This is a genomic window from Xanthomonas sp. LMG 8993, from assembly GCF_009835065.2.
Taxonomy (GTDB): Bacteria; Pseudomonadota; Gammaproteobacteria; order Xanthomonadales; family Xanthomonadaceae; genus Xanthomonas; species Xanthomonas arboricola.
Map to the genome: position 1 here is coordinate 265,636 of NZ_QVIF02000002.1, position 26,215 is coordinate 291,850.

At 63.2% G+C, this 26,215-nt stretch carries 23 protein-coding genes and 1 tRNA gene; 15 read left to right on the forward strand and 9 right to left on the reverse strand.

The window, feature by feature from the left end:
* The first annotated feature begins 14 nt into the window (after nt 1-14).
* The 3 genes from DYQ94_RS04320 (at nt 15) to DYQ94_RS04330 (ending at nt 1,365) form a co-directional block, all read left to right on the forward strand.
* Nucleotides 15-88, forward strand: a tRNA-Gly gene (locus DYQ94_RS04320).
* A gap of 409 nt (nt 89-497) precedes the next feature.
* Nucleotides 498-884: a hypothetical protein gene (locus DYQ94_RS04325; protein ID WP_115042509.1), complete on the forward strand. Its 387-nt coding sequence runs from the start codon at nt 498-500 to the stop codon at nt 882-884.
* Nucleotides 885-972: 88 nt separating this feature from the next.
* On the forward strand, nt 973-1,365 hold the full coding sequence (locus DYQ94_RS04330; protein WP_023904915.1) for an H-NS histone family protein: 393 nt from the start codon (nt 973-975) through the stop codon (nt 1,363-1,365).
* 657 nt (nt 1,366-2,022) lie between these two features.
* Here DYQ94_RS04330 and glgX read toward each other — a convergent pair.
* On the reverse strand, nt 2,023-4,155 hold the full coding sequence (glgX, locus tag DYQ94_RS04335) for a glycogen debranching protein GlgX (RefSeq protein WP_065032736.1): 2,133 nt from the start codon (nt 4,153-4,155) through the stop codon (nt 2,023-2,025).
* A gap of 516 nt (nt 4,156-4,671) precedes the next feature.
* Between glgX and rimK the strand changes: the two genes are divergently transcribed.
* The 4 genes from rimK to DYQ94_RS04355 all read left to right on the forward strand — a co-directional run bounded on the left by rimK (nt 4,672) and on the right by DYQ94_RS04355 (nt 8,280).
* On the forward strand, nt 4,672-5,547 hold the full coding sequence (rimK, locus tag DYQ94_RS04340; protein WP_016904091.1) for a 30S ribosomal protein S6--L-glutamate ligase: 876 nt from the start codon (nt 4,672-4,674) through the stop codon (nt 5,545-5,547).
* Between the two features lie 226 nt (nt 5,548-5,773).
* Nucleotides 5,774-6,244 carry a hypothetical protein gene (locus DYQ94_RS04345; protein WP_202397473.1) on the forward strand — a complete coding sequence of 157 codons (471 nt, stop codon included), beginning with the start codon at nt 5,774-5,776 and terminating at the stop codon, nt 6,242-6,244.
* Nucleotides 6,245-6,275: 31 nt separating this feature from the next.
* Nucleotides 6,276-6,953: a response regulator transcription factor gene (locus DYQ94_RS04350; protein ID WP_006448355.1), complete on the forward strand. Its 678-nt coding sequence runs from the start codon at nt 6,276-6,278 to the stop codon at nt 6,951-6,953.
* Nucleotides 6,946-8,280 carry a sensor histidine kinase gene (locus tag DYQ94_RS04355; protein ID WP_016904089.1) on the forward strand — a complete coding sequence of 445 codons (1,335 nt, stop codon included), beginning with the start codon at nt 6,946-6,948 and terminating at the stop codon, nt 8,278-8,280. Before DYQ94_RS04350 ends, DYQ94_RS04355 begins: the two co-directional genes overlap by 8 nt.
* 44 nt (nt 8,281-8,324) lie before the next feature.
* Here the strand turns inward: DYQ94_RS04355 and DYQ94_RS04360 are convergent, their stop codons facing one another.
* From DYQ94_RS04360 to DYQ94_RS04375, 4 genes are read right to left on the reverse strand one after another with little or no spacing between them, the layout of a single operon-like run.
* Nucleotides 8,325-8,630, reverse strand: coding sequence for a SymE family type I addiction module toxin (locus DYQ94_RS04360; protein WP_425519005.1), 306 nt, complete (start codon nt 8,628-8,630; stop codon nt 8,325-8,327).
* Nucleotides 8,631-8,639: 9 nt separating this feature from the next.
* Nucleotides 8,640-9,263: a dephospho-CoA kinase gene (gene coaE, locus DYQ94_RS04365; protein WP_126966295.1), complete on the reverse strand. Its 624-nt coding sequence runs from the start codon at nt 9,261-9,263 to the stop codon at nt 8,640-8,642.
* A 13-nt stretch (nt 9,264-9,276) separates the two neighbouring features.
* Nucleotides 9,277-10,140 (reverse strand): prepilin peptidase, encoded by an 864-nt coding sequence (locus tag DYQ94_RS04370; protein WP_016849610.1) that lies wholly within the window; start codon nt 10,138-10,140, stop codon nt 9,277-9,279.
* A 7-nt stretch (nt 10,141-10,147) separates the two neighbouring features.
* Nucleotides 10,148-11,401 carry a type II secretion system F family protein gene (locus tag DYQ94_RS04375; RefSeq protein ID WP_104608920.1) on the reverse strand — a complete coding sequence of 418 codons (1,254 nt, stop codon included), beginning with the start codon at nt 11,399-11,401 and terminating at the stop codon, nt 10,148-10,150.
* 353 nt (nt 11,402-11,754) lie between these two features.
* Here DYQ94_RS04375 and DYQ94_RS04380 point away from each other — a divergent pair, with 353 nt between their 5' ends.
* From DYQ94_RS04380 to pilB, 3 genes are all read left to right on the forward strand, one after another.
* Nucleotides 11,755-12,207 carry a pilin gene (locus DYQ94_RS04380; RefSeq protein ID WP_104600101.1) on the forward strand — a complete coding sequence of 151 codons (453 nt, stop codon included), beginning with the start codon at nt 11,755-11,757 and terminating at the stop codon, nt 12,205-12,207.
* 138 nt (nt 12,208-12,345) lie between these two features.
* On the forward strand, nt 12,346-12,753 hold the full coding sequence (locus tag DYQ94_RS04385) for a pilin (RefSeq protein WP_305803661.1): 408 nt from the start codon (nt 12,346-12,348) through the stop codon (nt 12,751-12,753).
* A gap of 85 nt (nt 12,754-12,838) precedes the next feature.
* Nucleotides 12,839-14,575, forward strand: coding sequence for a type IV-A pilus assembly ATPase PilB (gene pilB, locus DYQ94_RS04390; protein ID WP_126966294.1), 1,737 nt, complete (start codon nt 12,839-12,841; stop codon nt 14,573-14,575).
* Between the two features lie 220 nt (nt 14,576-14,795).
* Here pilB and DYQ94_RS04395 read toward each other — a convergent pair whose 3' ends face one another.
* Together DYQ94_RS04395 and DYQ94_RS04400 are read right to left on the reverse strand one after the other, a co-directional pair.
* On the reverse strand, nt 14,796-16,190 hold the full coding sequence (locus tag DYQ94_RS04395; protein WP_016901261.1) for a sigma-54-dependent transcriptional regulator: 1,395 nt from the start codon (nt 16,188-16,190) through the stop codon (nt 14,796-14,798).
* A 192-nt stretch (nt 16,191-16,382) separates the two neighbouring features.
* Nucleotides 16,383-17,996, reverse strand: a complete 1,614-nt coding sequence (locus DYQ94_RS04400) for a sensor histidine kinase (RefSeq protein ID WP_104553676.1) — start codon at nt 17,994-17,996, stop codon at nt 16,383-16,385.
* A 231-nt stretch (nt 17,997-18,227) separates the two neighbouring features.
* On the opposite strand from DYQ94_RS04400, the gene sucC reads away from it, so the two are divergent.
* Together sucC and sucD are read left to right on the forward strand one after the other, a co-directional pair.
* Nucleotides 18,228-19,397, forward strand: coding sequence for an ADP-forming succinate--CoA ligase subunit beta (sucC, locus tag DYQ94_RS04405; RefSeq protein WP_016901264.1), 1,170 nt, complete (start codon nt 18,228-18,230; stop codon nt 19,395-19,397).
* Between the two features lie 24 nt (nt 19,398-19,421).
* Nucleotides 19,422-20,297: a succinate--CoA ligase subunit alpha gene (sucD, locus tag DYQ94_RS04410; RefSeq protein ID WP_011038208.1), complete on the forward strand. Its 876-nt coding sequence runs from the start codon at nt 19,422-19,424 to the stop codon at nt 20,295-20,297.
* 205 nt (nt 20,298-20,502) lie between these two features.
* On the opposite strand, the gene DYQ94_RS04415 is transcribed toward sucD, so the two are convergent.
* Nucleotides 20,503-21,444: a LysR family transcriptional regulator gene (locus DYQ94_RS04415; protein ID WP_126966293.1), complete on the reverse strand. Its 942-nt coding sequence runs from the start codon at nt 21,442-21,444 to the stop codon at nt 20,503-20,505.
* Nucleotides 21,445-21,524: 80 nt separating this feature from the next.
* Between DYQ94_RS04415 and DYQ94_RS04420 the strand changes: the two genes are divergently transcribed.
* The 3 genes from DYQ94_RS04420 to DYQ94_RS04430 all read left to right on the forward strand — a co-directional run bounded on the left by DYQ94_RS04420 (nt 21,525) and on the right by DYQ94_RS04430 (nt 25,047).
* Complete coding sequence (locus DYQ94_RS04420) at nt 21,525-22,169, forward strand: DsbA family protein (protein ID WP_126966292.1); 645 nt, start codon at nt 21,525-21,527, stop codon at nt 22,167-22,169.
* A gap of 213 nt (nt 22,170-22,382) precedes the next feature.
* The gene (locus DYQ94_RS04425) at nt 22,383-23,204 is read left to right on the forward strand and encodes an MBL fold metallo-hydrolase (RefSeq protein ID WP_237474924.1); all 822 of its coding nucleotides are present in this window, start codon (nt 22,383-22,385) and stop codon (nt 23,202-23,204) included.
* Nucleotides 23,205-23,406: 202 nt separating this feature from the next.
* Nucleotides 23,407-25,047 (forward strand): NAD+ synthase, encoded by a 1,641-nt coding sequence (locus DYQ94_RS04430; RefSeq protein WP_160954839.1) that lies wholly within the window; start codon nt 23,407-23,409, stop codon nt 25,045-25,047.
* Nucleotides 25,048-25,056: 9 nt separating this feature from the next.
* Here DYQ94_RS04430 and DYQ94_RS04435 read toward each other — a convergent pair whose 3' ends face one another.
* On the reverse strand, nt 25,057-26,043 hold the full coding sequence (locus DYQ94_RS04435; protein WP_160954840.1) for a glycoside hydrolase family protein: 987 nt from the start codon (nt 26,041-26,043) through the stop codon (nt 25,057-25,059).
* Nucleotides 26,044-26,215 lie beyond the last annotated feature (172 nt).

Here is a 26,215-nt window from a genome sequence, read left to right on the forward strand (position 1 = left end):
TCTCGCAACGCCGCGCGGGCGTAGCTCAATGGTAGAGCTGTAGCTTCCCAAGCTACTGACGTGGGTTCGATTCCCATCGCCCGCTCCATGCCCGGCAGGAGCCTCTGACGACCTTGTCCGCTGGGCCAGCGCGGATTGCTCGATATCCGATCCGTCCTAACTGAATCGCTTATCTTCTGGGTCGGTCGCAGCGCGATTGCACTTATCCCCTGACATGCCATTTCAGGGCGCAGCTCAGGCCTCCGCAGTCGATGGCAACGATTGGTTTTCAGCTATCGGCTTTTTAACCATGGATGGGGTGTTTTCGTCGGCTACAACCGATTGCGACAATGCAGCCGTATATAACATTTAGTGTTTGGACCGGCATTCATTGCAGCGCGCCGCGGCGAATAACGCCAGTTGCGCGCTTCGCTATTTCCTTGCCCATGGTCAGGAACCTCCTGATTGAGCGGGCTCGCGGCGATGGGCATAGTGGCAGCCATCATCGAGCGAGCACCATGACCGCCACGCATCCTCAACTCATCGGCGCACTTCTGAAGGGCATACGACGCGCCGAATCCGCGCGGGCAGCCTCGGTTGCTCACCGCGCCGAGCAGATGCGTTTTGGTTACGGCACGCCGGACGATGCTGGCAAGGTGCTGGAGATGTTCGCGCTGGATTCCGAGCAGATTCGCGAGCTGGGGCTGGTGGGCGTGGAAGAACTGGGCGAGGCGGTCTGCCATGCCTGGTCCATCAACGCCGGCGAGCTGGATCGGGTGGTGCAGTGGTTTTCTGTGCCCAGGGTCGAGTTTGTCGGCAAGCACTGCCGTGAGCTGATCCGGGCCGGGCGCATCGGGCCGGTGCTGACCATGGCCCGCGAGCATGCCTTGCTGCGCCATCGCTGAGCGCAGCCAGACTCGGGCGCGTCCTGCCGCTTTACGCTAGCCGGCGCAACGGCAATACTCGCTGACCCGTCCAACCTCAGTTTTGCCAATGCGCCAGGTTCCGCCCGCTTCACCCTCTGCCGCCGCCAAAGCCCAATTGCTGGAAGAGCTGCGCAAGCTCGAGCAGGAAGAAGCCCAGCTGAAGTACGCCCAGACGCTGGAAGCCTTCGACCAGGTGGTCGAGGTGCTGACCCAATTCGGCAGCCGCTTCAATGCCAAGCAGAAGTCCCAGATTGCCTCGCTGGCAATGACTGGCAAATCCAAGGGGCCGTTGTCGTCCACAGGCGAAGTGGTGGCCAAGTACTGGATTCCGCATTCCGGCGAGACCTGGTCCGGGCGTGGTCGCACGCCGCGTGCGTTCAAGGCCTGGGAAGGCACCAGCTCCTACAAGGAATGGAAGGCCAATCATCCGGACAAGCGATTTCCGCTGTATCCGGGCTGAGTTTTTGCGTATTCAAGGTCTTGCTAGGGCTCGTTAGCGTTTAGCGATTCACGGCCGTCGCGCATTTTGGTGTTACCGCCGTAATTGCTGCAGTGCATTCGATGCGCTGCCGGATCGTGCAATCAAAGCTGGATGTGAGCATGCTTTCCGATGTCGCCGTGCTTTAGACCGGAGACGGAGAATTGCGCGTCCAGCTTGCTGCGGTGATGTGATTGTTTCAGTGCATTGCGTCGCGATTGACCGGCGAGTTTTTCGATAGATGTACTCGAAATGCGTGATTGCCGGGTGCGGCTGTTTCGGCTTTTTTAAGTTGGTTGATCGGCTATCGATAAAGGCGAGCGGTAACTTGATAAATACCGCACCAGGCCGCATCGCCACGCGCGTCACTAGAGACCAAACCACTGCTCCAAGCGCTTTGGCAAGCAAAGCCATTGCAGCTCTATCTGCGATTGCGGCGCGCCGGCAGCGATTCTGCTTCCGCGCGCTCGACGCAGAGTCTGGCTGTCACCTTCAGGGTTGACTGCTGCATCGGCATCCATGAATCGATAGCGCAGATCCTGTCAAAGCCGTAGCCTCCGTCGCCGATGTCGAAGCAATAAAAAACTCGCGGTCTACCGGGTTTCCGGCAGGCCGCGAGTTCGTGTTACCGCATCAGTGTTACTGGTCGTTCTTGCACTCGAACACCGACACGCTGCGCGGCGGGGCCAGGAATTCGCTGGCGCCGGCCGGCATCATGTCCACTTCCAGTGCTTCGTCGGTCGAGAGCGCCAGCTTCCAGTGCACCGGTTCGTCGGCCGAGGGCAGGGTGAAGGTCACGCCTTCGTGGTAGGCATTGATGACGATCAACAAGGTGGCGTCGTTGGCCAGCTCCTTGACACCGGAGGTCTGTGCCTTGCCTTCCAGCAGCAGTCCCACCGAGCGCGCGCCGGCATCGGTCCAGTGCGCGTCGTCCATTTCGGTGCCACCCGGATTGAGCCAGGTGAGATCGCGCAGGCCTGCCTCCTCGTTGTACTGGCCGTTGAGGAAGCGGCCGCGCGACAGGATCGGATAGCGCTTGCGCAACTGCGTCAGTGCCTTGACGAAGTCGGTCAGGCGGCCATCGGTCGGGTCGTTTTCCCAGTCCAGCCAGGTGATCTCGTTGTCCTGGCAATAGGTGTTGTTATTGCCGCCCTGCGACTGCGCACGCTCGTCACCGGCAAGCATCATCGGCGTCCCTTGCGAGAGCAGCAGCGTGGCGAGCAGGTTCTTCATCTGCCGCTCGCGGATCTGCAGCACGTCCGCGTTGTCGGTATCGCCTTCCTCACCGTAGTTGCAGGAACCATCGTTGGATGAACCGTCGCGATTGTCCTCGCCATTGGCGATGTTGTGCTTTTCGTTGTAGCTCACCAGGTCGCGCAGGGTGAATCCATCGTGCGCAGTGATGAAGTTGACCGACGCCCACGGGCGGCGACCGCGACGATCGAACAGATCGGCCGAACCGGTGAAGCGCGTGGCGAACTCGGCGAGCTTGCCATCCTCGCCCTTCCAGAACTCGCGCGCGTTGTCGCGGAACTTGTCGTTCCATTCCGACCAGCCCGGCGGGAAGTGACCGACTTGGTAGCCGCCGGGGCCGCAGTCCCAGGGTTCGGCAATTAGCTTGACCTCAGATAGCAACGGATCCTGGTTGCACGCATCCAGGAAACCGCCACGCTGGTCGAAGCCACTCGGCTCGCGTCCCAGGATCGTGGCCAGATCGAAGCGGAAGCCGTCCACATGCATCTCGCCGGCCCAATAGCGCAGCGAGTCGTTGACGAACTGGATCACCCGCGAGTTGCTCAGATTGAGCGTATTGCCGGTGCCGGTATCGTTGATGTAGTAACGCTTGTCTTCGGCAAGGCGGTAATAGCTGGCGTTGTCGATGCCCTTGAACGACAGCGTCGGTCCCAGCTCGCTGCCTTCGGCGGTGTGGTTGTAGACCACGTCCAGGATCACTTCCAGGCCCTGCTTGTGCATGGCCTTGACCATGTCGCGGAACTCATCGCGATGTCCACTGGACAGGTAGCGCGACTTCAGCGCGAAGAAGCCGATGGTGTTGTAGCCCCAGTAATTGCGCAGGTCCTTGTCCAGCAGATGCTGGTCGTCCAGATACGCATGTACCGGCAACAGCTCCACTGCGGTGATGCCCAGGTCCTTGATGTATTGCAGCACCTGCGGCTGCGCCAGGCCGGCAAAGGTGCCGCGTACGGCCTCCGGTACCTGCGGGTTGCGCATGGTGTAGCCACGCACATGGGTTTCGTAGATCACCGTCTCGTTCCAGGGCTTGAGCAGGCGCGCATCGTCTTCCCAGTCGTAGGTGTCTTCGACCACTACACACTTGGGCATGAACGGCGCGCTGTCGCGCTCGTCGAAACTCAGATCGCCATCCGGGTGACCCACGGTATAGCCGTACAGTTCGTCTGCCCAGATCAGGTCGCCATCCATCTCGCGTGCATACGGATCCATCAACAGCTTGTTGTGGTTGAAGCGGTGGCCTTCGGTGGGCTCATACGGGCCATGCACGCGGTAACCGTAGCGCTGGCCGGGTTTGACGTCGGGCAGGTAGCCGTGCCAGATCTCGTTGGTGTATTCCGGAAGATCCACCCGCACTTCGGTGCCCTGTTCGTCGAACAGGCACAGCTCCACGCGCGTGGCATGCGCGGAAAACAACGCAAAATTGGTGCCCTGGCCATCGAAGACGGCACCGCGCGGAAACGGGCGTCCTTGACGGATGCGGGAGGGGTTGGCGTAAGCCGCGCTTGCTGGACGTCGCATTGAGAGTCTCGGGTGCGCCGGCATGCCGGCATGAGGGAACTCAAGCATTGCGGGTTGCGCTGTGCAAACTGCGTCACGACGACAGGGGGGCGGCGTGAGGGCGGTCGATGCGGTACGCGGCGGCCGGTCATTCCGCCCGAGGTGACGGAAGCGCGCGCGCTGACGCGGATGGAGCTGAGACGTCGAGTCGCGCATGTCTGCTGGGTTGTCTGCGCGACTGTCGCGGGCAAACCTGCGCCGTGCATCACCTGTGCCGAGGTACGTCAGCGCGCTTGAGCGCTGCGCAGCCGCCCTGCTAGCATCCGGGCCGTCGCAGCCACGCCGCGCGTGCAGTCTTACAGCTGCCTTGCTGCGTCACTTCCACCTCCCATTCTCGGGGCCGTCGCACACCCGTCGAACGCAACGTGCAGGGCAGGGACGCTGCCCGCGCGTGCAATCGGCCGGCAGACCTACGGACTTGGGTCACTCCGTCATCAGACTCCGACCATGTCCAGGCCGCGCCGTACACCTGCCGCGATGAAAATCGCCATTCTTTCCCGCAACAGCAAGCTGTATTCGACCCGGCGGCTCATCGAGGCCGGGCGCAAGCGTGGTCATACCGTGCGCATCCTCGACCCGCTGCGCTGCTACATGCGCATCGCCGCCGACGGTTTCAGCCTGCACTACAAGGGCAAGCCGATCACCGGCTTCGATGCGGTGATTCCGCGCATCGGCGCCTCGGTCACGCGCTATGCCACCGCCGTGTTGCGCCAGCTCGAATTCATGGGCACCTACACGCCCAACCCGTCCGACGCCATCCTGCGCTCGCGCGACAAGTTGCGCGCGCATCAGTTGCTGGCCGCGCAAGGCATCGACATGCCGGTGACCGTGTTCGGCGACAACCCGGACGACACCCAGGATCTGCTCTCGATGCTGGGCCCGCCGCCGCATGTGGTGAAGTTGAACGAGGGCGCGCAGGGCGCCGGGGTGATCCTCACCGAGAAAGCCAGCGCCTCGCGCGGCGTGGTCGAGGCGCTGCGCGGGCTCTATGCCAACTTCATCGTGCAGGAATTCATCGGCGAGGCCGAGGGCGCGGACCTGCGCTGCTTCGTGGTCGGCGACCGGGTGGTTGCCGCCATGCGCCGGCAGGCGGCCGAGGGCGACTTCCGTTCCAACCTGCATCTGGGCGGCAGCGCTGCGGTGGCCCAGGCCACCGAGCAGGAGCAGGAGGTCGCGGTACGCTCGGCGCGCGCGCTGGGCCTGGCGGTGGCCGGTGTGGACCTGATCCGTTCCAGGCGCGGGCCGTTGGTGCTCGAGGTCAACTCGACTCCCGGACTGGAGGGCGTGGAAGGGGTCTGCGAGGTGGACGTGGCGGCGGCGATCATCCAGCACCTGGAGCAGTCGATCCGTTGATCGGGCCGGGAGTGTTGTTAGCAAAAATTTAACGAAAATCTAATCCTTTCCTCGCTAGCCTCACCCGACCGTAGCTCCGCTCTCGGCAGTGACGGTGATCGGGATGAACTTTTGGCCCAAGTGCGTTGTCGCACTTGGGCCTTTTTACTTAGGCACGCTTGCTCCACCAGCGACGTCGAGTCTAAAGTGAGGAAATGTTAAACGGACGATGGAACAAGGAACGATCATGCTTAAGGCTTTCTGTTATGCGGCATCTTTGTCTGTGTTTTTGCTAGCAAATGTTGCGGATGCCTCGGCAACAGTAGACGTCAAGAAGCCTTTCGCCCAGCAGGCCGCTCAAGTGCGCAAAGAGCTGGATGGCGGCACCAAGTACTCCGAGATCAGTCAGGAAGACCGCGCTAAGGTGCTTTCTGCGCTCACGAGAATAGAAATTGCAGTGGCAGAAAATGGTGATGCACAGGCGTTGACGCCGGACCGAAAGGCAGCGGTCTACAACGACCAGGAGCTCATCAATACAATTTTGACGAGGGCGGGTGAGGAAAGTCGCCTTGTTTGTACGCGTGAAAAGGCGACGGGTTCTCATCACACCACTTCGATCTGCAAAACCGTTGCCGAACGCAGACGCTTGCGTGACAGCGGCGAGCGTGACATGAGCTCCATGCAGCGGAGACACAAGGCCACCGACCCGGGCTCCTAAGTCCACCCCGACCATAGTTATTGAGGTTTCAGTGCGAATTCTAGTAATCGAAGACAACAGCGATATCGCCGCCAATCTGGGCGACTATCTCGAAGACCGCGGCCACACGGTGGACTTTGCCGCCGACGGCGTGACCGGCCTGCACCTGGCCGTGGTGCACGAGTTCGACGCCATCGTGCTCGACCTCAACCTGCCCGGCATGGATGGCATCGAGGTGTGTCGCAAGCTGCGCAACGAAGCGCGCAAGCAGACACCGGTGCTGATGCTCACCGCACGCGATTCGCTGGACAACAAGCTGGCCGGTTTCGACTCCGGCGCGGACGACTACCTGATCAAGCCGTTCGCGCTGCAGGAAGTGGAAGTGCGGCTCAACGCGCTGTCGCGTCGTGGCAAGGGCGTGCACACCCGCGTGCTGGAGACCGGCGATCTGGAATACAACCTGGACACGCTGGAAGTGCGTCGCCGCGGCAAGCTGCTGCAGCTCAACCCCACTGCCTTGAAGATCCTGCAGTCGCTGATGGAGGCCTCGCCGGCCGTGGTCACCCGACAGGAGCTGGAAACCCGCGTCTGGGGCGAGGAGCTGCCCGATTCGGACTCGCTGCGCGTGCATATCCACGGCCTGCGTGCGGTGGTCGACAAACCTTTCGATGTGCCGATGATCCAGACCCGTCACGGCATCGGCTATCGCATCGCCTCGCCCGATGCCTGAAAGCAATAACGGCGCGCGGCCCGCCCGCAGGCGCGGCCGCTACCGGCGGCGTCTGCGCAGCCGCATCATCCTGTCGTTCGTGTTGTTGGGCTTCTGCCTGACCACGCTGTTCGCCTTCGCCACCAACTGGGCGCGCTCTCGCGTGGAAAACCAGTTGGTGGAAGACGTGATGAACCGCAACATCGACGCCTTTGCGCAGCGCTTCTATTCCGACCCGCTGCGCAACCCCGACCTGCCGGTGCAGCAGATGCGTGGGCGGGTGGTCAAAAGCGACAAGTTCGAAGCGCTGCGGCTGGAACAGCCGGAGTGGTATCAGTTCCCGGACGGCATCCACACCATCTCCGGCGTGGACGAGAACGGCAACGCGTATTCGTACAAGCTGGCGGTGCGCAAGACGCCGAGCGAGTGGTTCTTCCTCGCCTACGACATGACCCAGACCATCAAGGGTGAGATCCAGCTCAAGCGCACCTTGATGCTTTCGGTGCTGGTGTTCAGCGGCTTCTCGCTGCTGATTGGCTGGTGGTCGGCGTCCAAGGTCATGCGCCCGGTGTCGGACCTGGCCGCACGCCTGCGCGCCTACCGCGGCGGCACCAGCGAGCCCAAGCCGCTGGCCGCGCACTTCCCGGACGACGAAGTTGGCCAGCTGGCCGAAGCGCTGGACGATTACTCGGCCCGCCTCACCGAAGTGGTACAGCGCGACCGCGAATTCAATGCCGACGTCAGCCACGAACTGCGCACCCCGCTGGCGGTGATCCGCGGCGCCACCGAACTGCTGCTCACCAAGCCCAACCTCGACGAAAAGATGCTGCAACGCCTGCAGCGCATCCAGCGCGCCGAACTGCAGTGCAGCGACCTGATCGGTTCGCTGCTGCTGCTCTCGCGCAATGAACGCGGGCAGGGTAGCAGCAATGTCGCCAAGGTGGCCGAGCAACTGATCGACGCGCACCGCGCACAGCTGGGCGGCAAACAGCTGGAGCTGCTGCTGGAAGGCGAGCGCGACCTGGTCATCGACGCGCCCGAATCTGCCTTGTCGGTGGCGCTGGGCAACCTGATCGGCAACGCGGTCAAGTACACCCAGGACGGCCAGGTGCGCGTGCGCGTGCTTGGCGATGCGGTGGAAGTGATCGACTCCGGCCCCGGCCTGAGCGAGGAAGACGCCGCCAAACTGTTCCAGCGCGGCTACCGCGGCACCCACGCCGGCCACTCGCAAGGCGGCGGCATCGGCCTGTCGATCGTCAGCCGGCTGTGCGACCTCTACGGCTGGCGCGTCAGCGTGCGCCCAGGCCAGCAGCGCGGCGTCATCGCGACACTAGCCTTCCATCGCTAACCACCACCCGCACTCCCGTAGGAGCGCACCCGGGCGCGAGGGCTTTACACGTATCGTCCTTCCCACTGCAGGGCATCCAAACAACATCCGCACCCAAAACCCAGCTCAGCGCTCACCACCGTCACCACCAACTCGCCCGCACGCGCAGTGATCTGCAGCTTGCACCCAACCGCAAATCCCAACTGCTCCAGCCAAATCCCGCGCAAGCGCACGCTGGGAATCCGCTGGCTGTGCGGCCGGCCAGATTCTGCATCGTAGTAAGGGAGTAATGGATGCCACGCTTCGTGTGCTAACGATCTCGCCGGCGGTAACGGCAGCCGACTGTCCATGGCAGTATTTTGAGTGCGCACCCGTAGATGTCAGCGCCCGATTGGATGCGTTTGTAAAACTGCCCTGTAGCTCGCATCCAGGCTTCGCGCTTGTTGCGCCAATCGGTCCGTGTCGCCTTCGTTGCTGACTACGTCATCGGCAATGGCCAATCGTTGTTCGCGAGACGCTTGCGCGGCAATCATCTGATCGGCAAGCACCGATGTGCTCCCGTCGCGTTGCATCAGGCGAGCATGTTGGAGCGACACCGGCACATCGACGACGAGAATGCGGTTTAGCCAGGCATAGGTCGCTCGTCCGCCCGCTTCGGTCAGCAGGGGAATCGCGACGATCGTATAAGGGCCCACGGCTGCCAGCGCGGCGCGCTGCAGTTCTGCGCGAATGGCCGGGTGGGTGATCGCTTCCAGCGCTTTCCGTTGGACTGGATCGGCGAAGACGATCTTGCGCAGCGCTTGGCGGTCCAGCGTTCCATCCGGTAACAGAATCTCGCGGCCGAACTGCTCGGTAATGGCGTCGAGAATGGAGCCAGGCGCCACGACCTGCCGCGCAACAACATCCGCGTCAATGACCGGCACACCAAGCTTCTCGAACTCGGCGGCGAGGGCGCTCTTGCCGGAGGCGATGCCACCTGTGAGGCCGACGATGAAGTCGCTCATCGCCGTGCCCCGGTCAACGCAGGCCTGCGAAGTGCAGGTAGCCGTCCACCAGGTCGTTGCCCCAGAAGAACACCACCCAGCCGGCGATGGCCAGGTAGGGGCCGAACGGGATCGGGGTGGCGCGGTCGCGGCCCTTGGCCACCAGCCAGATCGAGCCGAGGATGGCGCCGACCAGCGAGGAGATCAGGATGATCGGCAGGATGCCTTTCAGCCCGCACCACGCACCGAGCGCGGCCAGCAGCTTGAAGTCGCCGTGGCCCATGCCTTCCTTGCCGGTGAGCTGTTTGAACAGCCACCACACTGTCCACAGCGAGACATAGCCAACCGCGGCACCCAGCAGGGCGGGCTTGGCCGGCATATAGAGGTTGTCCATCGAGCCGACCAGGCCCAGCCACATCAGCGGCAAGGTCAGTTGGTCCGGCAGCAGCTTGTGGCGCAGGTCGATGCCCGACATCGCCACCAGGAAGCAGCTCAGCACGATGGCGCCGAAGCCCTGCCAGCCAAAGCCGAACCGCCAGACGCTGGCCACGCACAGGATCGAGGTCAACAGCTCCACCAGCGGGTACTGGATGGAGATCGGCTTGCCGCTGTAGCGCGACTTGCCGCGCAGCATCAGCCAGCTGAAGAGCGGGATGTTCTCCCACCACTTGAGCTTGTCGCCGGTGACCGGGTCGTGCGACGGCTCCACCACGATGCCTGGCGGCGGCGGCTCGTAGATATCCGGCAGCTCCAGGATCTCGCGCGCATCGCGCCGCCATTGCCACTCCATGCGCTTGGGCAAGCGCAGGATCACCACGTTCAGGAAGCTGCCGATCAGCAGTCCCAGTCCGGCCGCGGCAGGAAAGCCGAGACCGGGATGCTGGTCGAGAAATGCCATACTTGATTTAAACCACAGAGGCGAGTTTGAAGATTGGTAGATACATGCCGATAACCATTCCGCCAACGATTGTTCCAATAAAGACCATAATCAGAGGCTCAAGTAAACTGCTCAAGGCATCCACGGCATTATTGACTTCTTGCTCGTAATACTCGGCCACTTTGAAGAGCATGGCGTCTAGCGCACCCGCTTCTTCGCCGATCGCTGTCATTTGGATGACCATGTGTGGAAATAAATTTACCTGTTTCATGGCCATATTGACCGGATAACCCACTGAAACATCGTCCCGCATACGCAGAACGGCGTCCTCATAAACGGCATTGCCAGTAGCTCCGGCTACAATGCCGAGAGCCTCCACTAGCGGAACGCCGGCCTTAAAGGTCACCGCCGTCGTTCTTGAGAAGCGCGCAATTGAGCTGTTGTGCATTATTTGCCCTATGACGGGCACTTTGAGAGTGAGCCTATCTATCAGGTGTTGTAGGCGAAGTGAGCGCTTGTAAGCGTACAAAAATGCTACGACGCATCCTATGCTCGTGAAAAGTATTAGCCACCAATAAGCGACCATAAAGCGCGATGCGGATACTATTAGCTGAGTAAATGCAGGTAGTTCAGCGCCAAACCCTTTAAAGACGTCCTCAAATTGGGGTACTACAAATACTAATAGAATCGCGCTCACTATGATAGCTACTGCAATAACCATGGCAGGGTAAAAAAGCGCTTTTTTTATTTTTCCTTTGAGTGCTTCAATATTTTCTTTGTAAGTCGCAACGGTATCGAGGACCGTTTCAAGTACGCCCGCGCCTTCGCCGGCTTTGACTAGGTTTCTATATAGCTCGTCAAATTGAACCGGGTGTTTGCTCATGGCCTCATAGAGCGATGAGCCGCCTTCGATGTCGGTTCTAACTTGACCCACCAAATTGCGCATGCGCGGATTCTTGTGTCCGCTTCCTATGATTTCCAGCGCGCCGACTATAGGTACGCCTGACTTCATCATTGTCGCCATCTGTCTACTAAAGAAGGCAATGTCTTTCGGCGTGATTTTTTTGCCAGTCTCGCCAAACAAGGGTTTCGGTTTAGGTTTGACTATACTTGGGGTGATCCCCTGGCGGCGCAACTCGGCTCGCAGCAGGTTGACGTTACGCGCGCTCTGTTCGCCCTTCATCTTGACGCCACGACGATCGGAGCCTTCCCACACATAGACTTGTAGCTGGCTTGCCTTGCCGCCCGGTTTGCTTTTGAGAGTGCCGCTTGTTGCTGCCATGTTCTATCCCCAATCCGCCGTCCCCAGGCGAAAGATGTCTGATGGTACCTCTTTCTTTCGTATCAAGCACGGCGTTCGATTGAGTTGCGGAGCAGGGCGATTTTTGTAGCGAGCGGGCGAATGTGACCTTATTTGTCACCTTCTGACCAGGCGGGGCCCGATGTAGATGGTGTCTCAGAACGAAACTCGCGCTGTGCCAAGCTCGCTGAAGATGGTGCATCATTCGATCAGGGCGTTTCGAGGGGGTGGTCTGACTTGGCACGCATCCTGCTTGCTTAAATTTGTACACGAAGCAACTGCTGTCCGGTTCGGGACGCCTGTCTCGAGATTTAATTACCTCTAGGGGATTTCAGATGAACAAAATGCAGAAAGGTTTTACGCTCATCGAGTTGATGATCGTTGTGGCAATCATTGCGATTCTGGCGGCAATCGCTATTCCGCAGTACCAAGACTATGTCTCGCGTACCCGTGCCTCTGGTGCTGCTGCAGAGCTCGCTGGGTACAAGACTGCAGTTTCGTCTTGCATCGCTGAAACGCAGACTGCAACGGGTTGTAGCGCTGGTACCAACGGTATTCCGGCGATTACTGCTGCTGCGTTTCCTCGTACTAAGAACGTGACTAACATCACTAGCGTTGCGGACGGTGTCATCACGGCCACGACTGGCGCCACCGCTTCGAGCGGCGGTGCCAACCTGACTTATGTGCTGACTCCGACTTCTAACGCAGGTGTCATCTCTTGGGAGAATAGCGGCACCTCTTGCAATCCGACGCGTGGCTTCAAGCCTGGTCAAGGTGGTTGCCCGTAATTCGGTGCATGCTGATGTAACTTAGAGCCCTGCTTTGCAGGGCTCTTTATTTTTGCGCTGTAAATCTCTTGTGGAAAGTCTGAGGGGGAGCGTATGGACCGCAAAGGATCAGTCGCAGGTTTCACCCTGATAGAATTGATGATCGTCGTTGCGGTGATAGCAATACTGGCTTCACTAGCAATTCCGCTGTATAGCGACTATGTATCTAGGACTAGAGCGGCGGCTGCGATGTCGGAACTAGGTGCTTATCGGACTGCAATAGGTCTTTGTGCAACCGAACAACAGTCACTAGTTGGGTGTAGTTCTGGATTTAACGGTGTACCTATAGCGCCTTCAACACATACGCGAAACTTGCCTGCGCCTTTCACCATACAAGATGGAGTGATTCGAGCAACTACTGGTGCCACATCTGTAGATGGCTCTGCGCAACTCACGATCATAGATACTCCCTCATTGTCTGTAGGAGTTCAACTTGACTGGACGAATACAGGGACCACTTGTGATGCTAGGCGGGCTTTCCGTGACGGACAAGGGCATTGCAAATAAGGTGGAGGTTGTAGATACAAATTTTTTTGTGCAAGCATGGGTTGGACTGTACGGTATGTACGTCGCCACAGGATCTTGAAATTCTATGAGCATCGCAATCAGCACCAACTTGGTCGGTATCACTGGGCTGGCGCGTCGTCTTGTGCAAGATGGTGCTCTTGATGAAATGGCGGCCCGTGCTGCAATGGATCAGGCTGCGCAAGCGAAGGTGCCCCTCCCGCAATGGTTCGCGGACAGGAAGCTGGTGTCCGCGGCACAACTTGCGGCGGCTAATGCAGTCGAGTTCGGCATGCCTCTAATGGACGTTTCCGTCTTCGACGCCAGCCAAAACGCCATTAAGCTAGTTAGTGAAGAGTTGCTCCAGAAGTACCAGGTGCTGCCGCTGTTCAAGCGCGGCAACCGGTTATTCGTGGGGGTGAGCAACCCGACCCAGACCCGGGCGCTGGACGACATCAAGTTCCATACCAACCTGGTGGTCGAGCCGATCCTGGTCGACGAGGACCAGATCCGTCGCACCTTGGAGCAATGGCAAGCCAGCAATGCGGCGCTTGGCTCGTCGCTCGGGGACGATGATGAGGGGATGGGCGACCTGGACGTGTCGGCCGGGGACGAGGACATGGGCGCCGGCGGGGATTCCGGGGTCGATGCCAAGGGCGACGACACGCCGGTGGTGAAGTTCGTCAACAAGGTGCTGGTGGATGCGATCCGGCGGGGAGCCTCCGACATCCACTTCGAGCCGTACGAAGACGACTATCGGGTGCGCTTGCGCATCGATGGGCTGCTGAAGAATGTTGCCAAGGCACCGGTAAAGCTGAACCAGCGCATCGCGGCGCGTCTGAAGGTGATGTCGCAGCTGGATATCGCCGAGAAGCGGGTGCCTCAGGACGGGCGCATCAAGCTCAACCTGTCCAAGACTAAGCAGATCGACTTCCGCGTGAGCACCTTGCCGACGTTGTTCGGCGAGAAGGTGGTGCTGCGTATCCTGGACGGCAGCGCGGCCAAGCTGGGCATCGAGAAGCTGGGCTACGAGGCGGACCAGCAGAAGCTGTTCCTGGAGGCGATCCACAAACCCTACGGGATGGTGCTGGTGACCGGGCCGACCGGTTCGGGCAAGACGGTGTCGCTGTATACGGCACTCGGCATCCTCAACGACGAGACGCGCAACATCTCCACCGCCGAGGACCCCGTTGAAATTCGCTTGCCTGGCGTCAATCAGGTGCAGCAGAACAACAAGCGCGGCATGACCTTTGCCGCGGCGCTGCGTTCGTTCTTGCGCCAGGATCCGGACATCATCATGGTCGGCGAAATCCGCGACCTGGAGACGGCCGAGATTGCGATCAAGGCCGCGCAGACCGGTCACATGGTGCTGTCCACGCTGCACACCAACGATGCGCCGCAGACCATCGCGCGCCTGATGAACATGGGCATCGCGCCGTACAACATCACCTCGTCGGTGACCCTGGTGATCGCGCAGCGTCTGGCGCGGCGCCTGTGCAACAACTGCAAGCGCAAATCGACCTTGCCCGAGCACGCGTTGCTGGCCGAAGGCTTCACGCCGGCGCAGATCGCTGCCGGTATCGAGTTGTATGAGGCGGTCGGCTGCGACGAATGCACCGAAGGCTACAAGGGCCGTACCGGTATCTACCAGGTGATGCCGATGACCGACGAGATCGGCGCGATCGTGCTGGAAGGCGGTAACGCGATGCAGATCGCCGAGGCGGCACAGAGTATCGGCATCCGCGACCTGCGCCAATCGGCGTTGGTCAAGGCCGCGCACGGGGTAACCAGCCTGGCCGAGATCAACCGAGTGACGAAGGACTGAGTGCTGGGAATCGGGAATCGGGATTGGGGAATCGGAAAAGCCTGGGGCCTGTACTTCCCAGGCTTTTTTGTTTGGACAACATCGTCAAGGATTGCAGCGGGCCACCGCGAGGTGATGCATGAGCCAATCCATCGCGCTGTTTCCCGCAAGAACCATCGAAGCGGCGCCTGTGCTTTTACGATTCCCGATTCCCCAATCCCGATTCCTGACTCCCGGCCTTTTACTCCATCCCCAACTTCTTCAATTTATAACGCAACGCCCGAAACGTGATGCCCAGCTGCGCGGCGGTCTTGGTCTTGTTCCAGCGGTTTTCTTCCAGCGCCTTCTGGATCGCGGCGCGCTCCAGTTGCTCGATGTAGGAAGGCAGGGCGGCCGAGGCGGGGTCGATGTCCACCACCGCTTCGCGGGGTTCGACGGCGGCGCTGCCCGGTGTGGCGGCCAGGCGATGGCCGCCGTGGGCGGGCAGGCGCAGGTCGGTGGCGCTGATCTGGTCGTCTTCGGCCAGGGCCAGGGCGCGTTCGAGGATGTTTTCCAGCTCGCGCACATTGCCCGGGAAGCCATACTGGTCCAGCGCGTCGAGCGCGGACTGGGTCAGCAGCGGAATCGGCCGGCCGTGGCTATGTGCCAGGCGCGCGATGATGGCCGCGGCCAGTTGCGGAAGGTCGCCCCCGCGTTCGCGCAGCGGCGGCACGCGCAGTTCGATGACGTTGATGCGGTAGTACAGGTCGTGGCGAAAACGGCCGTCGGAGACCAGGTCGCCCAGGTTTTTGTGGGTGGCCGAGAGAATGCGCACGTCCACCAGCGACTCGCTGGACGCGCCCACCGGGCGCACCGATTTTTCCTGGATCGCGCGCAGCAGCTTGACCTGCATCTGCAGCGGCAATTCGGCCACCTCGTCCAGAAACAGCGTGCCGCCGTGCGCGGCCTGGAACAGGCCTGGCTTGTCGGCATGTGCGCCGGTGAAGCTGCCCTTCTTGTGGCCGAAGAACTCGCTTTCCATCAGTTCGGCGGGGATGGCGCCGCAGTTGACCGGCACGAACGGGCCGGCCGCGCGTGCGCCCTGTTCGTGGATGGTGCGCGCGACCAGCTCCTTGCCTACGCCCGATTCGCCGACGATGTAGACCGGCGCCTGGCTGCGCGCGACCTTGCCGATGGTGGCGCGCAGGCTTTCCATCGCACTGGAATCGCCCAGCAGGCGGCTGGCCTGTTCCGGTGGCGGCGGTGGCGGGGCGGGGCGGTCGCGGTTGTTCAATTCCAGCGCGTGCTTGACCAGGCCACGCAGCACGCTGATGTCCACCGGCTTGCTGACGAAGTCGAAGGCACCGGCCTTCAAAGCTTCCACCGCCAGGTCCATGCTGCCGAACGCGGTGATCATCGCCACCGGGGTCTGCGGATAGTGCTTGGCGATTTCGGTAACCAGTTCAATGCCGTTGCCGTCAGGCAACCGCATGTCGGTCAGGCACAGGTCGTAGGGATTGTTGGCCAGCAGCTCGCGCGCTTCGGCCAGGTTGGCGGCGGTGCTGATGCGCAGGCCCATCCGGCCCAGGGTGAGAACAAGCAGTTCGCGAATGTCACGCTCGTCATCGACAACCAGGGCACTTTTCGGTTCGTTCATGTGGCGCACGATAGCCCACGGCGATGACCGTCGACAATTGCCGGCCGGGTCCGGGCGTAACGATTCACGCGATCACAGGATGGTGCGCGGGCGCAGCACGATGCGCAGCGGCTGGCTGCACGGACACGATCGCAGCGCTAGCGCAGGCCACAGCGCCATTGGCTTGCTGCTGGCATGAAGCGACGATCCAGCTTATTTCCCGCGCAGGCTATTGGGCCCCTGCAACAGGATCCGGAAACAGGCGCCGCCGCCCGGCACCGACACGTAGTCCAGTTGCGCCTGGTTGGCGCGGCACAGTTCCTGGGCGATATACAGGCCCAGCCCGGTGCCGTGCTCGGAGGTGGTGTAGAACGGGCGGAACAATTGCGCGGCCACCGTCTCCGGGATGCCGGGGCCGCGGTCGACCACGTCGATCACCGCCATGCGCTCCATGCGCTCCACGCGCAGTTTCACCCGCGCCGGTTCGTCCATGACCCGGCCGTACTTGAGCGCGTTGTGCACCAGCGCGGTCAGGATCTGGTGCAGGTGCTTGGGGTCGATCAAGGCATGCACGGCATTGCCCTGGATGCTGGCCTCCAGGATGTCGGTCTCCATCGACAGGGTCTGCCGGTACTCGACCACGAAGCGGCGCACGAAGGCGGCCAGATCCAGGTTGTCCGGGCTTGCGCGCTCGCGGCGGGCCAGCGCGAGCACGCTCTCGACGATGCCGTTGGTGCGCTGGCATTGCTGGTGGATGATCTGCAGCAGGCGGCGGTCGGCATCGCCGATGTCCGGGGATTCTTCCAGCAGCTGCGAGGCGTAGCTGATCGCCGCCAGCGGGTTGCGGATCTCGTGTGCCAGGCTGGCCGAAAAGCGCCCCATCGCCGACAGCGTGAGCGATTCGGCGCGCCGCGACACCACGCTGGCATCGTCCAGAAACACCAGCACCAGGTCGCTGTCGGCGAGCAGCCGCACGAAACGCGGCTGCACTTCCGGGCGGTCGGCGCCCAGTTGCAGCGGAGCCTCTTCCTCGCGCCAGCCGCTGCGCCAGCGCTGCAGGCGGCGCAACAGTTCGGGCGTGAGCGCGGCCAGCGACAGGTCGACCGGGGCGTTGCGCTGGTCGCCGTCGCCGAGCAGCGCCAGCGCCGCCTCGTTGGCCAGGGTGATGCGGTTGTGCGTATCGACCACCAGCACGCCGGTGCGCATGCGGCGGATGATCAGTTCGTTGATCTCGTAGAGGTTGGCGACCTGCGCGCCGCGTTCTTCGGCCAGTACCTGATTGCGGCGCGCACGCGAGCCGATCTGTTCGCAGATGAAGGCCACCGCGACGTAGCTGGTGGCGAACATCGCCAGTTCCGCGACCGGGCGGGCGGCGCCGCCACCTTCGAGCAGGGTCCACAGGTATTCCAGCACGATGGCGCCGCTGGCGAGCACCGCGATGCTCATGCCGTAGCGCAGGCGCAGCAGGATCGAGGCAGCGGCGACATTGAACAGCAGCATCATCGCGATGCCGGCGCTGGCGCCGGGCAGCGCATGCGTGGCCAGGGTCGCGGCGGCGATGTCGGCCAGCACCGAACAGAACACGGTGGTGGTCAGCCGGCGCTCGCTGCGGCCCCAGAACAGCAGCGGGATCGCCACCGACAGATAGCCGATCGCCACGCCGGCCGCCAGGCGCGGGTAACGCGGCTCCGGGATCGCGTCGGACAGGGGGCTGAACACCAGGGCGGCGATCAGCCCGGCCACCAGCACCCGGTACAGCGAAAAGAAGTACAGCTCGCGCTGCGGCGCGGACTGGATCCGGTCGATAAGCGATGGGCTGGATGGCAAGCCGATTCCCCGCTGGAGCAAGCCGCGAGTATAGGCAGGTGCGCGGCCCGCGCTGCGCTTGCGCACACTGCCGGGCTGCACGCAAGCGGTGCAAACGACGGGCCGCGCGCGCCGACTTTTGCGCCGCACGGCGTGGTCGGCCACAATAGGCGGCCCGTTCGCGTCTCTTGACGTGCCGCCCAGGCGGTCTGCGTTGCACGCAGCGGTCGTTTCCTTTTCCCACGGTGACGCATGAATTTCCACGAATACCAGTCAAAACAGCTGCTTGCCGAGTACGGCATCCCCGTTCCGGCCGGCAAGGTCGCGGCGACCCCGGACGAAGCGGTTGAAGTCGCCAATTCCCTGGGCAAGGGCCCCTGGATGGTGAAGGCGCAGATTCACGCGGGCGGTCGCGGTAAGGCTGGCGGCGTCAAGTTCTGCAAGACCACCGACGACGTGAAGGCCGCAGCGGCCAAGATGCTCGGCACCAAGATGTCCACCTACCAGACCGCCGGCGTCGAGCTGCCGATCAACCTGGTGCTGGTGACCACCGCCGGCGAGATCGTCAAGGAGCTGTACCTGTCGATCCTGGTCGACCGCGGCACCAAGACCATCACCTACATCGCCTCCAGCGAGGGTGGCGTGGAGATCGAGCAGGTCGCCGCCGAGACGCCGGAGCTGATCCACTCGCTCAACGTCGATTTCGTCGAAGGCGTGCAGGGCTACCACGGCCGCGATTTCGGCTTCAAGCTCGGCCTGACCGCCAAGCAGGCCGGCCAGTTCGCCAGCATCATGGTGAACCTGTACCGCCTGTTCAACGAAAAGGATCTGGCGCTGGTTGAAATCAACCCGCTGGCGATCCTGGACGACGGCAACCTGTACGCACTGGACGGCAAGTTCGACAGCGACGACAACGCCGCGTTCCGTCAGAAGCAGCTGGTCGCCATGCGCGACAAGACGCAGGAAGACGAGACCGAAGTGACCGCCTCGGAGCTGGACATCAACTACGTCACCATGGACGGCAACATCGGTTGCATGGTCAACGGCGCGGGCCTGGCCATGGCCACCATGGACGTGATCAAGCTCAACGGCGGCGAGCCGGCGAACTTCCTGGACGTGGGCGGCGGCGCCAACAAGCAGCGCGTCATCGAGGCGTTCAAGCTGATCCTGTCCTCGGACAAGGTCGAAGGCATCTTCGTCAACATCTTCGGCGGCATCGTCCGTTGCGACATGATTGCCGAGGGCATCATCGCTGCGGTCAAGGAAGTGGGCGTCAAGGTCCCGGTCGTGGTGCGCCTGGAAGGCACCAATGTGGAAGAAGGCAAGCAGCTGCTGCGCGACAGCGGCATGGCCATCATCCCGGCCGACAACATCAACGACGGTGCCAAGAAGGTCGTCGAAGCTGTCAAGAACGCCGCCTGATCCACGACACCGAAGGAACTATCCATGTCCGTTTTGATTAACAAGAACACCAAGGTGATCGTGCAGGGCTTCACCGGCCAGCAGGGCACCTTCCACGCCACTCAGATGATCGAGTACGGTACCCAGGTCGTCGGCGGCGTGACGCCGGGCAAGGGCGGCACCACGCATATCGACCTGCCGGTGTTCAACACCGTGGCCGATGCCGTACAGAGCACCGGCGCCGATGCGTCGGTGATCTACGTGCCGCCGCCGTACGCGGCCGATGCGATCCTGGAAGCGGCCGCTGCCGGCATCAAGGTCATCGTCTGCATCACCGAAGGCATCCCGGTGCTGGACATGCTGCGCGTCAAGAACGTGCTGACCCGCTCGCATCCGGACACCGTGCTGATCGGGCCGAACTGCCCCGGCGTGATCACCCCGGGCGAGTGCAAGATCGGCATCATGCCGGGCCACATCCACAAGCCGGGCAAGATCGGCATCGTGTCGCGTTCGGGCACCCTGACCTATGAAGCGGTCAAGCAGACCACCGAAGTGGGCCTGGGCCAGAGCACCTGCATCGGTATCGGTGGCGACCCGATCAACGGCCTGAACTTCGTCGACTGCCTCAAGCTGTTCAACGAAGATCCACAGACCGAAGGCATCATCATGGTCGGCGAGATCGGTGGCGACGCCGAGGAGGCCGGTGCCGAGTACATCAAGCAGTTCGTGAAGAAGCCGGTGGTCGGCTTCATCGCCGGTGCGTCGGCGCCGGCCGGCAAGCGCATGGGCCACGCCGGTGCGATCGCATCGGGCGGCAAGGGCACCGCCGAAGGCAAGTTCGCGGCGATGGAAGCTGCTGGCGTCAAGACCGTCCGTTCGCCGGGCGATCTGGGTGCGGCGATTGCTGCGCTGGTGAAGTAAGCACGCCGCGCGCGCAAGCGCGTAGCGTCGGAGAGGCCGCCTTCGGGCGGCCTTTTTTGTGGCTAGCCATTCGCAGCTAGCCGTTTGTGGCAATGGCCGACGTGGCCATTGCCGCTGGCCAATGGCTGGCTGTGCCAGCGCCTTCGCCGGCCGCCGTTGCCTGTCGCGACTTGGCGGTGGATTCGATCGGCTTGCAGCGTTCGATTCAGGGCTCGTGCTGCTGTGCATTGTGCTCAAGCAACAGCTCCACGAACGCGCGCACCTTTGCCGGTCGAAAGCGCGTTGCCGGGAACACGGTGTGGATGCCGCCGGACGGCAACTGCCACTGCGGCAGCACATGCAGCAAGCGACCGGCGGCCAGATCGTCGGCGACCACATAATCGGGCAGCACCGAGATGCCTGCACCCTGGCACACCGCCTCGCGCACGGCGAGGGTGGCGTCGAGAAAGATGCCCGGCTGCACGTCCACACTCTGCGGCGCATGCGTGGCGTGCGCGAATTGCCAGCGCTGGTGATCGCGCAATGCAGTGTTCGCCACGAAGGGTAGGGTGGCGACGTCCTGCGGCGATGCGATTCGGGCCAGCTGCGCGGCCATCGTGGAAGGGGCGACCAGCAACTGGCGAAACGCGCCGATCTTGCGTGCCTGCAGGCTGCTTTCGGCCAGCCAGCCGACGCGGATCGCAAGCTCGATGTTGGCCGTCATCAGGTCCAGGGTCTGGTCGCTGAGGATTGCGTCGACCTTGCAGGCCGGATGGCGCCGGGTGAAGGCCGCGATCGCCGGCACCACCACGCGCACGCCGTAGTCCAGCGGGGCGGTGAGCCGGAGCAGGCCGGACGGTTCGGCGGCGGTGTCGGTGAGTGCGTCGAAGGCGTCGTCGGTATCGCGCAGGATGGCCGCGCAGCGCTGGTAGAACGCCTGCCCGAGTTCGGTGGTGCGCACCCTGCGGGTCGTGCGCACCAAGAGCGAGGTGCGGCATTCGCGCTCCAGGCGGGCGACCTGCTGGCTCACCACCGCCTTGGTGATGCCCAGGCGCTCGGCGGCCGCCGTGAAGGAGCCGGTGTCCACCACTGCGACGAAGTAGGCCAGGCGGCGCAGATTGCCCAGGCCGCCTGGCCCGGTCTCGCTTCGATTGTGTGTCTTTGGCATACGGTATGTTTATGGCGGATGGATTTAAGAATCAACGGCGCGGGCCTAGGATGCCTTCCTCGCCACCGGATGCCGCTGACATGTCCACTACCGTTCACTACATTTACGACCCGCTGTGCGGCTGGTGCTATGGCGCCAGCGCGGTGGTGTCGGCGTTGCAGGCACGGGCCGATGTCACGCTGCAACTGCTGCCAGCCGGGCTGTTTCTGGGCGCGGGCGCCAGGGCGATGGACGACACCTTCGCCGGCTACGCCTGGTCCAACGACCAACGCATTGCGCAGCTAACCGGCCAGGGTTTCAGCGCCCAGTATCGGCAACGCGTGCTCGGCGATCGTCAGCAGCGCTTCGATAGCGGTCCGGCGACGTTGGCACTGACGGCGGTAGCGCGTGTCGATCCGTCGCGCGAAGTGCAGGTGCTGGGGGCCATCCAGCGGGCGCGTTATGTCGAAGGCGACGATGTGACCGCGCTGGACACGCTGGTGGGCCTGCTGCAATCGCTTGGGCTGGAGCAGGCCGCGAAGCAGATCGCCGCGCCGGATGCGCAGCTGCTTGCGCTGACACAGGCGCGCATCGACACCGCGCTGGAGCTGTTGCAGGAATTCGATGTGCGCGGCGTGCCGACGCTGGTTGCGCAGTCGTCCGGCAAGCGGTGGTTGCTGGATGTCGGGGCGGCTTATAGCAACCCCGATGTCGTCCTGCGGCAGTTGGATGCCGGGCGTTTTTAGGCATCTGGGTGACTGGTTTCTCGCCATGGGGTTGGCTTTCTTGCAGCTGACCTTTCCCCACACACGTCTCCGGTGACTTGGCTGTCTTCTGCCGCACCCTCACCCCAACCATCGCTATCCCCAAAGGCCAAAACAATGCCAACCCGACGAGACGTCATCAAAAAACTGGCCGTTGCGAGTGTCGCAACCGCCTTCCCTGGAGCGAATACCGGCATGGCTGCACCGACCGCACTGACGTATCAACATTTCCCCGCCGGCGAGCACGGTTTCTTCCGCGCGCCGGTGCTGATTTCCGGCGCGCGCGATGCGGTGCTGATCGATGGCGGCTTCACCCTGCCCGACGGCAAGGCGCTGGCCGAGGCGATCCGCGCCAGCGGCAAGACGCTGACCACCATCTACATCAGCCAGAGCGACCCGGATTACTACTTCAGCCTGGCGCCGATCAAGGCTGCCTTCCCCAAGGCACGCGTCATCGCCGCCTCGGCCACCATCGCGGCGATCAAGGGCAATGTCGAAAAGAAACTGGCCACCTGGGGCCCGCAGCTGAAGGAAAACGGCCCGCAGCGCCTGGCCGACATCGTGATGCCGGAGGCCTTCGATGGCCCTGCGCTCACACTGGAAGGCCACGCGCTGGAGATCGTGGAGGCCGACGGTCTGGCCAACCGACGCTATATCTGGGTGCCTGCACTGAAGGCGATCTTCGGTGGCGTGCTGGTGTTCTCCGGCACGCATGTGTGGACCGCCGATACGCACGGCGCCGAAGGCCGTGCCGCCTGGCGCAAGACGCTGGACAGCATGGCGGCGCGTTCGCCATCGGTGGTGGTAGCCGGCCATCTGCTGCCGGGCGCGCCCACCGATGCCTCGGCCATCGCCTACACGCGCGATTATCTGCTGGCCTTCGAGAAAGAGCTGGCCAGGCACAGCAACAGTGCCGACCTGATCAAGGCCATGACCGCGCGCTACCCCGATGCCGGCATGACGGTGGCATTGCAGATCGGCGCCAAGGTCGCCACCGGCGAGATGCAGTGGGGCTGATGCGATGACGGCGCAGCCGGACACCATCCGCGCAGGCGCCGTGCATGCAGTGGACGCGCAACACCGACGCAGCGCCAGATCCCTGCACGCCGCTGCGCTTCTGGAATAATGCAGGCTTGGCGGCGACGCCGGTCTGCATCCCGGTTTGTTGCGGGATGCGGCGCAGCCACGCCTTCCCCGCTGCATTCGCATAGGCCTTCCAATGTCCCAGACGCTCCGCATCGCCATGGCGCAGTTCGACTTCCCGGTCGGCGCCGTGGCGCGCAATACCGATCGCATCATCGACTTCATCGCGGCAGCGCGCGACGAGTTCGATGCGGACATCGTGCTGTTTCCCGAGCTGGCGATCAGCGGCTACCCGCCGGAAGATCTGCTGCTGCGGCCCGGTTTTCTCGCCCATTGCCAGGAAGCGCTGGCGCGCATCGCCGCCAGTACGCGCGGCATCGTGGCGGTGGTCGGCTGGCCGCAGAGTGCCGGCAGCGTGGTCTACAACGCCGCCAGCGTGTTGCGCGACGGGCGTATCGAGGCGACGTATCGCAAGCGCGAATTGCCCAATTACGCAGTGTTCGACGAGCGCCGCTACTTCGACGTGGACCCGGATGGCGACAACTGCGTGGTCACGGTCAAGGGCGTGCAGGTGGGCGTGGTGATCTGCGAGGACCTGTGGTTTGCCGAACCGCTGGCCAGGACCGTGCAGGCCAGCGCCGAGCTGGTGCTGGTGCCCAATGCCTCGCCCTACGAGCGCGGCAAGCACGCCCAGCGCGATGCCCTGCTGGCCGAGCGCACCCGCGAGAGCGGGGCGGCGATTGCCTACCTCAACGTGGTCGGCGGCCAGGATGCGCTGGTGTTCGACGGCGCATCGGTGGTGGCCGATGGCGACGGCACCGTGCATCCGGCCGCTGCCGCCTTCGTCGATCAGTGGCTGGTGGTGGACTACGCCGCCGGCGAGCGCATTTTCACCCCGGTGGTGTGGGTGGACGATGGCGACGAGAGCATGGATGCGCTGGCCTGGCGCGCCGTGGTGCGCGGGCTGCAGGACTATTGCCGCAAGAACGGCTTCAGCAAGGTCTGGCTGGGCCTGTCCGGCGGCATCGATTCGGCGCTGGTGCTGGCGATGGCGGTCGATGCGCTGGGCGGCGACAACGTCACCGCGGTGCGGTTGCCGTCGCGCTACACCGCCAACCTGTCCAATGATCTGGCCGACGAGCAATGCCGCGCGCTGGGCGTCAAGCTGGAAACCATCGCGATCGAGCCGGCGTTCGAAGGCCTGCTCGCCGCGCTGGGGCCGATGTTCGAAGGCACCCAGCCGGACATCACCGAAGAGAACCTGCAGTCGCGCAGCCGCGGGGTGATCCTGATGGCGCTGTCCAACAAGTTCGGCGGGCTGCTGCTGACCACCGGCAACAAGAGCGAGTATGCGGTGGGTTACGCCACCATCTACGGCGACATGTGCGGCGGCTATGCCCCGCTCAAGGACCTGTACAAGACCGAAGTGTTCGGCCTTGCCAAGTGGCGCAATACCGTGGGCGGGGCGCCGGTGATACCGCCGGCCGTGATTTCGCGCCCGCCCTCGGCCGAGTTGCGCGACAACCAGACCGATCAGGATTCGCTGCCGCCGTACGATGTGCTGGACGGCATCCTGTACCGCTACGTCGACCAGGAGCAGTCGCGCGATGACATCGTCGCGGCCGGCTATGCCGCCGACACGGTCGAGCACGTGCTGCGGCTGGTGCGGCTCAACGAATGGAAGCGCCACCAGGCCGCGCCCGGGCCCAAGGTGTCGCGGCGCGCGTTCGGGCGCGAGCGGCGTTACCCGATCACCAATGGCTATTCCGGCCAGTAGCCCGAACGGCTATTGCGGTCGGTCGCCCGTTGCATTGGCTGCCGTTGCGGTGGCCGGTGCTTGTGCGAAGCGGGTGAGCAGGTCCAGGGTCGGCTTGGGCCGGGTCAGGTCGTACATCAGGCCGAAATGACCTTCGGCGCCCTGGATGGTGGTCTGGTCCAGCAATTCGTAGACGTTCACCTCGGACACCACGTCGGCATAGTTGTCGCGCACGTTGCGCAGCAACTGCGCCAGGCTGTCGTAGCAGCCGCGGTCGCCTTCCGCACCGCCGGTGGTGTTGCCGGTGTAGATCTCCGCACAGTTGAGCTCGTTGAAGAACACCGGGGTCTTGTAGGTCTGCGCCGCGGTGCGCAGCTGGCCCAGGTACAACGCGCTCCAGTAGCCGGCATCCTGGTGGAAGGCGTAGTAGTGGAAGCTGATGTGGTCGAAATTGAAGCCGGCCGCCTTGGCCTTGGCCAGGAACCACAGCGAGCCATTGCGATCGCCGGGGCAGCGTGCGTTGGCGCTGCGGTCGTCGCTGTTGCAGGCGGTGATGTTGATGGTGAAACGCAGGCCGGCGCCCAGTTCGTTGGAGGCCTGGCGCATGCCCAGGTACATCGTGGTCATTGCCGCGATGCGGGCATCGGCCTCGGCGCGCACCAGGTCCTGTTCGTTGCCGATCTCCCAGACCTTGATGTCGGCCGCATAGCGGCGTGCCAGCTGGTAGCCGATCTCGCGCGACATCGGGTAGACCATCGGGCGCAGCGTGATGCCGTACTTGCGCGCCAGCGGGACCAGCGCATCCAGCGTTGCGTAGTCACGCGGGTCCACATCGAAGCGGTAGCTGCGCAGATTGCGTGCGGCCAGCAGCTGGAAGCGGGCCTCGGCCTGGGCCACGGAATAGCCGGGGCGATTGTCGTGGGCGTTGACGCCGTAGACGATCGGCGCCGCGGTGGCGGTGGTGGTCATCGCCGCCAGCAACAGGGCGAGCAGGAACGGGACGATGCAGCGGGACATGCGGCCTCCTGGGCGGGCGCCAGCGGGGAGTCGGAGCTTCTTCAGGGCCGAGTATAGGCAGCGCACCGGCGCGGTTCGGTGACCTGGTGCCGGGTCTGGCGACGTGCCCGCAGCTGTCGCAGGCAGGCGCGCCCCGCGTTGCGCGAGAGGGTGGGACGCTGGCGCGGAATGC